Annotated in this window: 13 protein-coding genes and 1 tRNA gene; 8 read left to right on the top strand and 6 right to left on the bottom strand. The window is 65.5% G+C overall.

Features of this window, described 5'->3' with window-relative positions; all coding sequences use genetic code 11:
- Window positions 1-21: 21 nt before the first annotated feature.
- Together AC5Y42_RS04240 and AC5Y42_RS04235 are read right to left on the bottom strand one after the other, a co-directional pair.
- Window positions 22-1,518, bottom strand: a complete 1,497-nt coding sequence (locus AC5Y42_RS04240; protein ID WP_499896057.1) for a sensor histidine kinase — start codon at window positions 1,516-1,518, stop codon at window positions 22-24.
- Window positions 1,515-2,288, bottom strand: coding sequence for a response regulator transcription factor (locus AC5Y42_RS04235; RefSeq protein ID WP_499896056.1), 774 nt, complete (start codon window positions 2,286-2,288; stop codon window positions 1,515-1,517). Before AC5Y42_RS04235 ends, AC5Y42_RS04240 begins: the two co-directional genes overlap by 4 nt.
- Before the next feature lie 355 nt (window positions 2,289-2,643).
- Between AC5Y42_RS04235 and AC5Y42_RS04230 the strand changes: the two genes are divergently transcribed.
- The gene (locus tag AC5Y42_RS04230; RefSeq protein WP_499896054.1) at window positions 2,644-2,949 is read left to right on the top strand and encodes a PE family protein; all 306 of its coding nucleotides are present in this window, start codon (window positions 2,644-2,646) and stop codon (window positions 2,947-2,949) included.
- Window positions 2,950-2,983: 34 nt separating this feature from the next.
- On the top strand, window positions 2,984-4,357 hold the full coding sequence (locus AC5Y42_RS04225) for a PPE family protein (protein WP_499896052.1): 1,374 nt from the start codon (window positions 2,984-2,986) through the stop codon (window positions 4,355-4,357).
- Between the two features lie 60 nt (window positions 4,358-4,417).
- On the opposite strand, the gene AC5Y42_RS04220 is transcribed toward AC5Y42_RS04225, so the two are convergent.
- From AC5Y42_RS04220 to AC5Y42_RS04205, 4 genes are all read right to left on the bottom strand, one after another.
- A complete protein-coding gene (locus AC5Y42_RS04220) occupies window positions 4,418-4,702 on the bottom strand; it encodes a WXG100 family type VII secretion target (RefSeq protein ID WP_065012885.1) in 285 nt (94 codons plus the stop codon).
- A gap of 11 nt (window positions 4,703-4,713) precedes the next feature.
- Window positions 4,714-5,010, bottom strand: a complete 297-nt coding sequence (locus AC5Y42_RS04215; protein WP_499886717.1) for a WXG100 family type VII secretion target — start codon at window positions 5,008-5,010, stop codon at window positions 4,714-4,716.
- A gap of 124 nt (window positions 5,011-5,134) precedes the next feature.
- Entirely contained in the window at window positions 5,135-6,358 is a 1,224-nt protein-coding gene (locus AC5Y42_RS04210) for a PPE family protein (RefSeq protein ID WP_499896050.1), read from the bottom strand.
- 11 nt (window positions 6,359-6,369) lie between these two features.
- Window positions 6,370-6,669 carry a PE family protein gene (locus tag AC5Y42_RS04205; protein WP_499896048.1) on the bottom strand — a complete coding sequence of 100 codons (300 nt, stop codon included), beginning with the start codon at window positions 6,667-6,669 and terminating at the stop codon, window positions 6,370-6,372.
- A gap of 268 nt (window positions 6,670-6,937) precedes the next feature.
- Here AC5Y42_RS04205 and AC5Y42_RS04200 point away from each other — a divergent pair.
- The 6 genes from AC5Y42_RS04200 to AC5Y42_RS04175 all read left to right on the top strand — a co-directional run bounded on the left by AC5Y42_RS04200 (window position 6,938) and on the right by AC5Y42_RS04175 (window position 12,868).
- Window positions 6,938-7,011 (top strand) — tRNA-Leu (locus AC5Y42_RS04200).
- Between the two features lie 106 nt (window positions 7,012-7,117).
- A complete protein-coding gene (locus AC5Y42_RS04195; RefSeq protein ID WP_499886711.1) occupies window positions 7,118-7,429 on the top strand; it encodes a DUF732 domain-containing protein in 312 nt (103 codons plus the stop codon).
- 90 nt (window positions 7,430-7,519) lie between these two features.
- Window positions 7,520-8,131, top strand: a complete 612-nt coding sequence (locus AC5Y42_RS04190; protein WP_499896046.1) for a TetR/AcrR family transcriptional regulator — start codon at window positions 7,520-7,522, stop codon at window positions 8,129-8,131.
- A 30-nt stretch (window positions 8,132-8,161) separates the two neighbouring features.
- Window positions 8,162-9,718 (top strand): FAD-dependent monooxygenase, encoded by a 1,557-nt coding sequence (locus AC5Y42_RS04185; protein ID WP_499896045.1) that lies wholly within the window; start codon window positions 8,162-8,164, stop codon window positions 9,716-9,718.
- Window positions 9,719-10,146: 428 nt separating this feature from the next.
- The gene (locus AC5Y42_RS04180) at window positions 10,147-11,181 is read left to right on the top strand and encodes a YncE family protein (RefSeq protein ID WP_499896742.1); all 1,035 of its coding nucleotides are present in this window, start codon (window positions 10,147-10,149) and stop codon (window positions 11,179-11,181) included.
- A 55-nt stretch (window positions 11,182-11,236) separates the two neighbouring features.
- The gene (locus AC5Y42_RS04175; RefSeq protein WP_499896043.1) at window positions 11,237-12,868 is read left to right on the top strand and encodes a long-chain fatty acid--CoA ligase; all 1,632 of its coding nucleotides are present in this window, start codon (window positions 11,237-11,239) and stop codon (window positions 12,866-12,868) included.
- The last annotated feature ends 3 nt before the right edge of the window (window positions 12,869-12,871 follow it).

The following is a 12,871-nucleotide window of genomic DNA, read 5'->3' as shown; positions in this document are numbered from 1 at the left end:
TGACGTTTACGGTGCCGCGCGCTAACCGGTCGGCGGCGCGCTCATCGGAAGCCGGATTCGGAAGACTGTTTGACCGTCTGCGGATTCGGCGGTGACAGTTCCATGGTGCGCCTTGACGATCGATGCGACGATCGGCAGTCCCAATCCGTTGCCGGACCCGTTGGACCGCGACGCGTCGCCGCGCACGAACCGCTCGAACAGGTGCGGCAGCAGAGCGGGCTCGATATCGGGCCCGTTGTCGGTGACGGTCAACTCGGCGTAGGGCCCGTCCGCGGCCGAGGGATGGCGTGCAATCGCTGTCGTCACGGTGACTCCGGCTGGTGTGTGCACGTGCGCGTTACTCAGCAGGTTGCTCACCAGTTGGTGCAGACGGTGGCGGTCTCCGCGCACCCATACCGGTTCCTCGGGTAAGTCTTTGACCCAACGGTGGGTCGGCGCCGCCACTGCCGAGTCGTTCACCGCGTTGATGACGACGTCGCCCAGATCGACCTCTTCGGTGTCCAGGTCCTCGCCTTCGCCCAACCGGGACAGCAGTAGCAACTCGTCGACAAGCGATGTCATCCGCAGTGCCTCGGACTCGATACGGGCCAGCGCATACTCAGTGGTCGGCGGCAATGCCGAGCTGTCCTGGCGGGTGAGTTCGGCGTAGCCCTGAATCGCCGCCAACGGGGTGCGCAGTTCGTGGCTGGCGTCGGTGATGAACTGCCGCATCCGGCGGTCGGATTCGACGCGGTGGGCCAATGCGCCATCGACGTTGTCCAGCAGGCGATTCAATGTGTGCCCGACGATGCCGACTTCGTTGTTCGGGTCGGTGTCGTCGGGGCGTACCCGCGTGGTGATGCGGTGCTCATCGCCGATGAGTGGCATGGCCGCGACCTCGGCGGCAGTTGCGGCCACTCGGCGTAGCGGCCGCAGCGCGTAGCCGACCACCCAAATCGTCAGGATCGCTGTGACCAACAGGGCTCCGGCCAAAAGCGCTGTGGCGGTAACCGTTCGGCGTTCGATCGTACGGTTGGCCAGGTTCAGCGATACCCCGACCAGCAGACGGTCCGGGCCGTCGGCGCGGCTGTCGACTCGGTAGGAGCCCAAGCTGCCCAGCTGTTCGGTACGCGGCGGGCCGTCGGCCCAGGTATGTGACTCGATGGCGCGAACTACGTCGGGGGGCGCCGGGTGCGGCTCGTCTTCGGAGAAGACGGCAGAGCCGACCACCGTGCCGTCATGCAGTATCGCGATCAGATTTTCGGGCGTCTGGCCGGTGAAACCCAGCATCGCCGCCTCGATGGGTATGCCGCCGTGCGCTCCCTCTCCGCTGCGGTAGCGGGTGACCGAGTGGCTCAGTGCGTCCAGCGATTCGACAACCTCGGCATCGTTCATCGTCGTGACGTATGCGCGCAGGCTCAACACCGAGACAATGTCGACTGCCACCAAAACCACACAGACAACGGCGGATACGCTCAACACTAACTGCCTGCGCACGGATCGCGTCCGCCACCACGGCCTGACCCGACGTCGGATCATTCCGGCGATCGCAGCATGTATCCGACACCGCGAACGGTGTGGATCATCGGATCTCTGCCGGAGTCGAGCTTCTTCCGCAGGTAAGAGATGTACAAATCGACGATGCTGGTCCGCCCCGCGAAATCATAGTTCCAAACCCGGTCCAGAATTTCGGTGCGGGTCAACGCGCGACGCGGATTGCGCATCAGGAATCGCAGCAGTTCGAACTCGGTCGACGTCAGCGAGATCAGTGTTCCACCGCGGGTGACCTCACGGCTGGCGCCGTCCAAGGTGAGGTCACCGACGCTCAGGACCTCCTCGGCCGGCGGGGCCAGGTGATTGGACCGCCGAAGCAGTCCGCGCAGCCTGGCGACGAGCTCCTCGAGGCTGAACGGTTTGGTCATGTAATCGTCGGCGCCAGCGGTCAAGCCGGTGACCCGGTCCATCACCGAATCACGGGCGGTCAGGAACAGCGTCGGGGTGTAGGCGTCTGATTCACGCACCCGCTGCAGGATCTGTAGTCCGTCCATATCCGGAAGCATGATGTCGAGCACCAACACGTCCGGGCCGACCTTGTCGAACTTGGCGACGGCCTCGCGGCCGTTGTGTGCGACGTCGACAACCCAGCCTTCGTAATGCAGGGCCATCTTGACCAGATTGGTCAGCGCCGGCTCGTCGTCGACCAGCAAAACCCGGATTGGCGATCCGTCGGCCCGGTTGATCCGGGGCAGCTGCCCGAGGATGGCCTGGCGTGGCCGCTGTTCGCGTGCGTAACCGGACATTGCGGTCATGTTCCTACATTCTCCCTGGCACACATGAGGTTGTCACGGAGTTCATAGAGTTCTCAAATGTAGCGGCCACCTGCCCGGCTGGGTGCCTGTAGTGACAGATATGCGTTTTCTATGTATCCCATGAGCCTACTTGATATGGCTTCTATACGAAAAATACCGTGGTGCACAGCCGTTGAGCCACGAGATGACGCACAGCGCAGTGCGCCGTTCTAATCGCCTGAGCGCAAACAGCTTTGACATTGACGCCGCGATTTGAGGCGGCCGCGAGCGGCCATTGCCCGTCGCCGCGGAGTTTGTGCACGGCAAGTGTCGAGCAGTGGCCAGCTTCGGTTTTGGAGAAAGTTAGGAGACATCAATGTCTTTCGCACCATTTGTCAACACGCACCCGGAGGCGCTGGCAGCCGCGGCCGGCCACCTGCATGGCATCGGTTCGGAGATGGCCGCAGGGAATGCAGCGGCGGCCGGCCCGACCGGCGCGGTCGTACCGGCGGCCGCCGACGTGGTGTCGGCGCTGACCGCGGCGCAGTTCGTCGCGCATGCCGGGAACTATCAAGCCATCGGTGCCCAAGCGGCCGCGGTCCACGAAATGTTCGTGACCACGCTGCAGACCAGCGCCGCTTCGTATGCGGCCACCGAGGCCGCCAATGCAGCCCGAATTTGAGCAGGCCAGCTAACGCAACGAAAGGATAGAGGCGATGGATTTTGGCGCATTGCCGCCGGAAATCAACTCCGCGCGCATGTACGCCGGCGCGGGCCCGGGGCCGCTGCTGGCCGCGTCGGCCGCCTGGGACGGGCTGGCCGCCGACCTGCATTCCGCGGCCGCCGCCTATCAATCGGTGGTCACGGGGTTGACCGCCGGGCCGTGGCAGGGGCCCGCGTCGGTGTCGATGGCGGCCGCGGCCGCACCGTATGTGACCTGGATGAGTGCAACCGCCACGCAGGCTGAACAGACCGCTACTCAGGCCAAAGCGGCGGCAAGCGCCTACGAGGCGGCGTTTGCGATGACGGTGCCGCCTCCGGTGATCGCCGCCAACCGCACTCAGCTAATGACCCTGATCGCCACCAACCTTTTGGGCCAGAACACCCCGGCGATCATGGCCACCGAGGCTCACTACGGCGAGATGTGGGCCCAGGATGCAGCGGCAATGTACGGCTATGCGGGCAGCGCGGGAGCTGCCTCGACGTTGACACCGTTCACCCCGCCGCCGCAGAACACCAACCCGAGCGCGCTGGCCGGCCAAACCGCCGCCGTCGCGCATACCGCCGGCACATCTGCCGGCACCCATGCACAAACCATGGCGTCGTCGCTGTCGAATGTGCCCCAAACTCTGCAGGGGCTCGCCCAGCCGGTGCAGTCAACGTCGTCCACGGCGGGAATGTCGCAGATGGCGCTGGGCACCGGGACGTCCGCCGCGACATCGGCGGCCACCACGCCGGCCAGCATGCTCACGGGAATGACCGGTGCGTCGGGCAAAGGGGCCCTCAAGGGCGCCGGCAAGGGTGCCGGCCTGGGCGCGACGGCGGCTGCCCTTCCTGCCGCTCTGCCGGCCGAAGGCGGTGCGGGCGGCATTGGCCTGGCTCTGGACACGGCCGGCTTTGCGGAGGACGGGGTTGGTCTGGTCGCCTTGGACGGCGGCGGCTTAGGTGTCGATTTCGGCGGCCTGGGTCTCGACTTCCTGGGCGCGGACACGCTGACCGAGGGTGGGGGCTTCGGACCGTTGGGGAGCTTCGGAGGTCTAGGAAGTTTAGGACCACTGCACGGCCTTGGTGGCTTAGGCGGTGGCTTGGGCGGTGCCGGAGCGTCAGCGGGCGTCGGGCAGGCGGCCTCGCTGAGTGGGATGTCGGTGCCGCAGAACTGGTTCGGGTCCGCCCCGTTAGGAGCGATCCACCCGGCCAGTGCCATGCCGTTGCCGGCCACCAATCTCGGTGCCGCCCCGGCGGTAGCGCCGGGCGGGACTGCCGTTCCCAAGCTGGTGATGCCGGGGGTGTCCGGGCGTGAGGTCGACGGTGCTGTCCGGGCCATCGGGTTTCGGTCCAGCGTGGTCCCGCACTCGCCGATGGCGGGGTAGCCGGAAAAGGTTGTGGCCCGCACACCGAGGGGGGTGTGCGGGCCACGTTTGTGTGGTGGGTTAGGCCCAGCTGGAGCCGACGGCCGAGTCGGTGGAGGCCATGTTGTTGCCGGCCGTTTGGACTTTTTGGCCGTGGGCGTTGGCCTGTTCGTAGATGACCTGGAAGTTGCGGCCCAGTTGGGTGATGAACTCCTGGCAGGCCACCGAGCCCGCGCCGCCCCAAAAGTCGCCGGCGGCAAGCACATCGCGGACGATGGCCTGGTGTTCGGCTTCTAGGGAGGCGGCCTGGGCGCGGATCAGCGCGCCGTGGGCATCGACGTCACCGAATTGGTAGTTGATGGTCATGGCGGGTTCTCCTAGCTGCTCAGGATCTGCTGGGACGCTTGTTCTTGGGATTCGTAGTTGTTGGCGTCGCGGATCAGCCCGTCGCGCACGCCGTGGAGCATGTTGACGATGTTGCGAAATGCGGTGTTCATCTGGCCCATGGTGTCGTGAGAGGTCAGCTGGGCGGTTCCGCTCCAGCCGGCTCCGGCGATGTTTTGGCTCGACGCCCACATTTTGCGGGCCTCGTCTTCGACGGTTTGGGCGTGCACATCAAAACGGCCGGCCATGTCGCGCATGGCGTGCGGGTCGGTCATAAACCGGGTAGTCATAACGGTCTCCTTCAGGTGAAGTCAGTTTCGGTGCGAGGGTGCTGGCCCGTGCTATTTCTCAGGGTACGACCTGGGGTTGAACGGGCGGCTTCAAACGCGTGACATGTTGTTTTCCGTTTCCCCCTTATCCCGCCACCACCGGCCGGCCCATCACCGTCGGCTTGAACCCATACCGCGGCGCACCAAAGCCATAACCACGGTTGCCCATGCCGGCCCCGGTCATCCCAGGGGGCACGGCCGCCACCGAGTTGGTTTCGGGGGCGGCAGCCCAGCCGGTGCCCTGCACTGTCGGAGCGGCGGCACCGGTCGGCGTGGCCGCAGCCCACGTCGGGGGAACCGACAGCGATCCGACGGTCGTAGCCTGCCCCACACCCGCGGATACCGCCGAGCTGGCCGCGCCTGCGCCACTGATCCCGCTGCCGACGCCGCCACCGAGCGCGCCCAGGTTCCCCAGCGCGCCACCAGGAGCCAGGAGTGACCCCAGGCCGCTGCCCACTGCGCCACCTCCCGCGGCGTTGAAACCCGGGCCGGCGAAGTAACCAACCATGCTGGGAATCAACGTCGAAGGGATATACATCACGGCCGTTGCGCCTCCGGACGAGATCCCGTTCAAGATCACGTTCAGCGCGTCCGACGACGAGAGCGCACTCGGGGCCGCGCTGAGCAGTCCCGACGCCGCGGACGTCGACTGCAGTGGCGAGGACATCGATTGCAACGCGTTGGGCAGCGTGCTCATCAGTTGACTGATTTGGGTGTGCGTGCCTGCCGCGCTGGCGGTCGCTTGAGTCACTGCGGCGGCCTGGTTGCCGACACCGGCCGGATTCGTGTTGTTGGTCGGTGGGTTGAACGGCGTCAATTGGGCGGCCACCGCCGAAGTGGCCGCGTAGCCGTACATCGCTGCGGCATCTTGGGCCCACATTTCGCCGTAGTGAGCTTCGGTGGCCGCAATGGCGGGGGTGTTTTGCCCCAGGAAGTTGGTGGCCACCAGCGTGGCCAACTGCGTCCGGTTGGCTGCGACGACCGGTGGCGGCACCGTCATCGCAAACGCCGCCTCGTAGGCGGCCGCGGCCGCCTGGGCTTGGCCGGCGGCCTTTTGAGCTTGGGCGGCACTGTGACTCATCCATGCCACGTACGGCGTGGCCGCAGTCGCCATCGACGCCGAGGCCGGGCCAATCCACTCTTGGCTGGCCAGTCCCGAGATCACCGACTCATAGGAGGCTGCCGTGGTGCTCAACTCGGCGGCCAAAGCGTTCCAGGCCGAGGCGGCAGCCATCATTGGCCCCGGGCCGGGGCCGGCGTAGATCCGCGCGGAGTTGACCTCCGGCGGGAGCGCTCCGAAATCGAACACGGGAGTGCCTCCTACCCGGCCGCGATCGCGTTGGCGGCCTCGGTCGCCGCATACGACCCGGCACTGGTGCCCAGCGTGTTGACGAACATTTCGTGGATCGCCGCGGCCTGAGCGCTGACCGTTTGATACAGCGTGGCGTGCGCGGCGAACTGGGTGGCCGTCAACGCCGAAACCTCATCGGCGGCAGCGGGGATCACACCAGTGGTCGGAGCTGCCACGGCCGCGTTTTGGGCAGCCATCGCCGCGCCGATCCCCTGCAAGTTGCCGGCTGCGGCCATCAACGCCTCGGGCTGCGTGGTCACGAAAGACATGACTTCTCCTTAAGGGAAGCGAGCCGCCCCGCACAGCGGGTGCGGCCACTACGGTGCTGTCGCACTACCGATTTCACGGCTCCACAGTTGCCCAAAAACAAGCCTGAGTGGTAGCTGGTTAACTGCTTCGTAACCGCTGAGCCGCAACTCTTAACACCGTGACGTCGCAGGACACATCGTTGTCATCTGACGCCCTCCCGCGGTGGGATCGGCGTGGGGCAGGACCGCCGAGCCGGCGAGCCCGGCTTCGCGCTACATTCGCCGCCGGGCCCCCATAGCCCAATTGGCAGAGGCAGCGGACTTAAAATCCGTCCAGTGTCGGTTCGAGTCCGACTGGGGGCACCGCCGTCGAGACCCCGAGAGGGTGTAACGCCGATTTAACAGTTCGGCAAGGCACCCTAAAGGATCGGTAACACTCCTGTAACGGCTGCTCGGCAGACTTCGACCTATGAAACGCACAGTCCTGCTGCTGGCCAGCGCCGCCGCCCTCGTCGGGCTCGCCGCGCCTGCATACGCCGATGAGTCCGGTGGCGGTGGCGATGCGAGCTTCCTCGCGGCGCTCAACCAACACGGAATCTCCCACCGCGGCAACGGCCAGGCCATTGCCGCTGGCAGGGCGGTCTGCGAGCTGATGGACGGCGGCTTGACGCCGATGGACACCGTCAACGCGGTGCGTACCACCAACCCCGGCTTCACCCCCCAACACGCTGCAATCTTTGCGGTGGATGCGGCGAGCGCCTACTGCCCCGAACACCTCTGATCGGCGCTACTGAAGCGCTGGTTTCCTGACTAACCCGCTGCCCACTAGGCAATATTGCCTAGTGGGCAAAAATTGCTCTAGGCTAATCCGGTGAGCCAGTCGTCAGGGCTGCGGGACCGCAAAAAGCTCGATACCCGCAAAGCGCTGAGCGACGCTGCGCTGAGCTTGGTTTTCGAGCGCGGCTTGGACAATGTCACCCGCGAAGACATTGCCGCCAGGGCCGGCGTGTCGGTACGCACCTTCGGCAATTACTTCGCCGGAAAGTACGACGTGCTGGCGTATCGACAGGTCGAGCGGGTGCGGCGAAGTTTGGTCGCGTTACGGGGCCGGCCCGCCGGCGAGCCGATCTGGACAGCGATCAGCGCGGCGGTGAGCGAACCCCTGGAGGCCGACGGCGCCGACGATTTTCTGCCGAGCACCGCACACCTGACCGAGTTGCGCAAGCTGTTATTGGCGCCCGAGGCCCGGATGGCGATCTCCAACGAGGTCTTCGCCGACTGGGTTGAGGTGATCGCCGAGCGTACCGGCACCGACCCGCTGCGAGACATGTACCCGCGCTTGGTTGCCGGCGTAGTCCGAGCCGTCGTCGAAGCCGCACTCGATACCTATGTCCATGCGGATCCACCGGTGAATATCGTCACCCTGCTGCACAACGGGTTTTCCAGCGTTGTTGCCGGGTTCCCAATGTCGACTGCCCGGTGACCGTGGCGAGATGAACTGAAAGGCTCTGCCGTGCAGAAAAACCCGGCCGACGTAGTGATATCGGGCGCCGGACCGACCGGCCTCATGGTGGCATGCGAGTTGGCACTCGCCGGCGTGCGACCGGTCGTCCTTGACGCTCTTCCGGAGCCCAGTGCTGAGCCAAAAGCCAACGGCCTTGTCGGCCAGGTGATTCGAATACTCGACATGCGCGGCCTCTACACGATGGTCCCCGGAACGCCAGATGCTCCGGAGCCGATTCCCGGCTACATGTTCAGCGGCATGCCGGTTTCTTTCGCCGAGGTAGCCGACAACCCGATGTATGCGCTGGGGATTCAGCAGCCGCGGCTGGTCCGGCTGCTCGAACAGCACGCTCGGGACCTCGGGGTCGATATCCGGTGGGGCCACGAGCTGGTCGACTTAGCCCAGCAGGAAGACAGGGTCGATCTCGATATCGCCGCGCCGCAGGGCTCTTACGAACTTGCGACGAGATTCCTGGTGGGTGCCGACGGCGGCCGCAGCTTGGTGCGCAAGAACGTGGGTATCGAGTTTCCCGGCAGCACCGCCCCGGTGGTAGGCCGCCTGGCCCACGTGTCGATACCCGACGAATTCCGCACCGTCCATGGCGGTCTCGACATCCCGGGTATCGGCCCAATTACCCTGCCGCACAACCGGATGGACGGCGGGATATTCATCTTCGCCGAATTCGAGCCGGGCCGCCCACTGATCGGCACCATGGAATCCGAAGCCGATCCGGTAGCCGTCGAGACGCCGATGACGGTGCAGGAAATGCGTGCGAGCCTGCGCCGGGTGCTCGGAGTCGACCTACCGATCGCACCGCCGCTAGGACCGGGTCCGCACGCCTTGCGCCGGATCGACGGTCAAAACACCAGGCAGGCCGAGCGTTATCGTGACGGCAATGTCTTTCTTGTCGGTGACGCTGCGCACGTGCACTCCGCGATGGGCGGCCCCGGCCTCAACCTTGGTCTGCAGGACGCGGTTAATCTGGGATGGAAACTTGCGGCTGCGGTGAATGGTTGGGCGCCACAGGGATTGCTCGACACCTACCATTCCGAACGCTACCCGGTGGGCCAGCGGGTCATGATGCAGTCGATGTCGCAAACTGCCCTGATGGCGCCCGGCCCCGAGGTTGGTGCGCTGCGCACGCTATTCGCCGAATTGTTGGCCAAGCCGGACACCGCTGCGCATATCGCACACCTGCTGGCCGGCTCGGATGTGCGTTACGACGTCGGCGACGGCCACGCGCTGTCGGGACGATTGATTCCCGACCTGAGATTGGCGAACGGGCAACGGGTCGCTGAATTCATGCGTTCCGGACGCCCGGTGCTGCTCGACCTCGCCGGCGGCGCAGTCGCGGAATCGGGCGTGCGCTGCCCCGACCCAGTCCACGTCGTCGTCGCGGAGGGACCGGAGTCACCTGCTGCAATGCTGATTCGCCCCGACGGCTACGTGGCCTGGGCGAGCGACAACTGCGGAAATGACGACATCGATCGGTTAAGCGGCGCGTTGAGCCGGTGGTTCGTGCCCGCCGCGGGCGATCCCGGGCGCGTCGACATCGGGAGTATGTGATGTTGACCGCTCTTGCGGCATAAAGATTAAGAGAATCTTAGTCGCGGACAACCAAGCGTCATAACCAGACCGCCGTTAGCTTCTCGGGTAAAACAGCCTGGCCAAAGCCGCCGCCGCGTTCGCTCTATTCGACCTTCGCAATAAGCCGCGAATTATTGTCTAAGCAGAGTCTGAGTTAACGGCGTGACACATGCGACAGTGCGTCGAAACGCACACTTTTGCGGCCGAATTCGGCCACTAGACTCGCTCGGAAGCAGCGCCGGAAGGCGCGAATCCAGATGACATCGGGGCCGCAAACCCAAAACGGCCGGCCGGGCCACCCAGGTGTCACCGTCCGAGACACGTCGGGCGAACAAGCAAAGGCAGGTGCCACCGTGGGCGATCTCAGCTATGCCAACGACCAGGATGCGGTCAGCGGCAAGTCGTCGATGGACGTCGGCACTGCACTGAGTTTCGCGAAGGTCGGCGAAATCCGCGTACCGCGCGGCCCGATCAGCGGTATCGCCGTCAGCCGGGAGGGCCGGCTGATGGTGACGAATTACGGCGCCGACAGCGTCTCGTCGATCGACGCGGGTTCCGGTGCTGCGGTGCGGTCCCTGACCGGACTCAATGAACCGTTCGCCATAGCCATCGCCGGCCGGCGAGCCTACATCAGCACGGTAACGGCGGCATATGACGCGATTGTTGCCGTCGACATCGACACCAACCGAGTCGTCGGAGTCCACCCTGTCGCGTGTAGCGTCCGCGACCTCGCGGTGAGCGCAAACGGGGAGCGCGTTTATGCCGGACGAACGGCAGCCGGCGGCGCCGACCTGGCAGTGCTGGACACCAGGACCGGTAGCGTCGATGAGATCGGCATCGCGGCTGCCGCGGGCACCAGCACCGAATGCGTCCGGGTCAGCCCGGACGGACGCCGGGTGTACGTCGCGACCAACGGAGCGTCGAGCGGAAAACTCGCTGTCATCGATACTTACGAGAAGCGTGTCGTCGACACCGTGGAGATCGGCTCGCCGATCCGCGATGTCGCGCCCAGTTGGGACGGGTCGAGGGTCTATGTCGCCAGTTGCGGTCCTGACTTCGGCGCGGTTCTCGACGTCGTCGACACCCGCACCAACATGATCGCCGCCACCAGCAAGATCGCCGAGATCAACGGTCTGCTCGTGCAGCTGGCGCTCAGCCGCGACGGTGAACGCGCCTACCTCGTCGACGACGAGCGCGTGACTGTCGTGAGCACGCATACCCACGACATCGTCGGCAGCATCACCGTGGCCGGCGCGCCGTCATGCGCGGTGGAAAGCCCGGACGGTCACCACCTTTACGTCGCCGACTACGCCGGGACGGTCACGGTGTTCACGATCGCCTCGACCGCCGCCGCCCTACTCATGTCGGCGGACGACGAGCCCACCGCTCCGCACGCGTGGGCTTTGCCCGAGCTGCTGCAGCTCGAGCCGGCAATGAGCTGACGGGGCACGCTGAACACAGCGCGACATCGCGCCGAGAACCATAAGCTGTACCTCGATGTACAGCACCATGCAGAACTACCCGTTGACAATCACCGCCATCCTTCGGCACGCCACCGGCGTTCACGGCGCACGCACCGTGACGACTGCGACCGGCGACGGTTACCGGCAGTGCAGCTACGCAGAGTTGGGCGCCCAGGTGGCGCAGTTGGCCAACGCGTTACGCCGCCTCGGTGTCACCGGCGATCAGCGGGTGGCCACCTTCATGTGGAACAACGCCGAGCATGTGGCGGCCTACCTGGCCATACCGGCGATGGGTGCCGTGCTACACACGCTCAATATCCGGCTGTTCGCCGAACAGATCATCTATGTCGCCAACGAAGCCGAAGATCAGGTCGTCTTGGTGGACCTGTCACTCGCCAAACTGCTGGCGCCGGTGCTGGACCGCCTGGACACCGTGCACACCGTGATTGGCGTCGGAGAAGGCGACACGGCGTTGCTGGAGGAGTCGGGCAAGACGGTGTTGCGCTATGCCGAGTTGCTGGACGGCGAGTCGAGCGAGTTCGATTGGCCGGACATCGACGAGAACGCCGCGGCCGCGATGTGCTACACCAGCGGCACCACCGGCAACCCGAAAGGTGTTGTCTACAGCCATCGTTCGAGCTTTTTGCACACGATGGCCGCCTGCACCACCAACGGGATCGGAATCGGTTCCAGCGATCGGGTGCTGCCGATCGTGCCGATGTTTCACGCCAACGCATGGGGATTGCCGTATGCGGCGCTGATGGCCGGCGCTGACTTAGTGCTGCCCGACCGCCACATGGACGCCACATCGCTGGTCGACATGGTCGAGAAGCTGCGGCCCACCGTAGCGGGCGCGGTCCCGACCATCTGGAACGACGTCATGCACTTCCTGGAGAAGGCACCGGACCACGACGTGTCGTCGTTGCGGCTGGTGGCCTGCGGCGGTTCGGCGGTGCCGGTGTCGTTGATGCGCACCTTCGAAGACCGCCACGGCGTGCAGATCCGCCAGCTGTGGGGCATGACGGAAACGTCGCCGCTGGCCACCATGGCGTGGCCGCCACCGGGTACCCCCGACGACCAGCATTGGCCGCTGCGGGGCACCCAGGGTCAACCGGTGTGCGGTGTGGAAGCCCGCATCGTCGACGACGACGACAACGTGCTCCCTAACGACGGCGAAGCGGTCGGTGAACTGGAAGTCCGCGGACCGTGGATCACCGGTTCCTACTACCGCGGCGCCGACGACTCCAAGTTCGAATCCGGGTGGCTGCGCACCGGCGATGTGGGCCGCGTCGACGAACGTGGGTTCATCACGCTGACCGACCGCACGAAGGACGTGATCAAATCCGGCGGGGAATGGATCTCTTCGGTGGAACTGGAGAATGCGCTGATCGCGCATCCCGACGTGGTCGAGGCCGCTGTCGTCGGTGTTCCCGACGAGCGCTGGCAGGAACGGCCGCTTGCTGTCATCGTTCGCAAAGAAAGCGCCTCGGTGGACGCCGGTGAGTTACGGAAGTTTCTGTCCGACAAGGTGGTTCGATGGTGGCTGCCCGAACGATGGACGTTCGTCGACGAGATTCCGCGCACCAGCGTTGGCAAGTACGACAAGAAGACGATCCGGTCCCGGCACGCAGAGGACGCCTACGAGGTCACCGAGGTACACGATTAGTGG

This window comes from Mycobacterium sp. NGS48, assembly GCF_059812585.1.
This window is presented reverse-complemented; position numbering and strand designations above follow the sequence as displayed.

What these genes read in the sequence shown, in the direction of transcription:
- AC5Y42_RS04240 (WP_499896057.1), bottom strand. Translation starts at nt 1,518, where the DNA reads ATGATCCGACGTCGGGTCAGGCCGTGGTGGCGGACGCGATCCGTGCGC.
- AC5Y42_RS04235 (WP_499896056.1), bottom strand. Translation starts at nt 2,288, where the DNA reads ATGACCGCAATGTCCGGTTACGCACGCGAACAGCGGCCACGCCAGGCC.
- AC5Y42_RS04230 (WP_499896054.1), top strand. Translation starts at nt 2,644, where the DNA reads ATGTCTTTCGCACCATTTGTCAACACGCACCCGGAGGCGCTGGCAGCC.
- AC5Y42_RS04225 (WP_499896052.1), top strand. Translation starts at nt 2,984, where the DNA reads ATGGATTTTGGCGCATTGCCGCCGGAAATCAACTCCGCGCGCATGTAC.
- AC5Y42_RS04220 (WP_065012885.1), bottom strand. Translation starts at nt 4,702, where the DNA reads ATGACCATCAACTACCAATTCGGTGACGTCGATGCCCACGGCGCGCTG.
- AC5Y42_RS04215 (WP_499886717.1), bottom strand. Translation starts at nt 5,010, where the DNA reads ATGACTACCCGGTTTATGACCGACCCGCACGCCATGCGCGACATGGCC.
- AC5Y42_RS04205 (WP_499896048.1), bottom strand. Translation starts at nt 6,669, where the DNA reads ATGTCTTTCGTGACCACGCAGCCCGAGGCGTTGATGGCCGCAGCCGGC.
- AC5Y42_RS04195 (WP_499886711.1), top strand. Translation starts at nt 7,118, where the DNA reads ATGAAACGCACAGTCCTGCTGCTGGCCAGCGCCGCCGCCCTCGTCGGG.
- AC5Y42_RS04180 (WP_499896742.1), top strand. Translation starts at nt 10,147, where the DNA reads ATGGACGTCGGCACTGCACTGAGTTTCGCGAAGGTCGGCGAAATCCGC.
- AC5Y42_RS04175 (WP_499896043.1), top strand. Translation starts at nt 11,237, where the DNA reads ATGTACAGCACCATGCAGAACTACCCGTTGACAATCACCGCCATCCTT.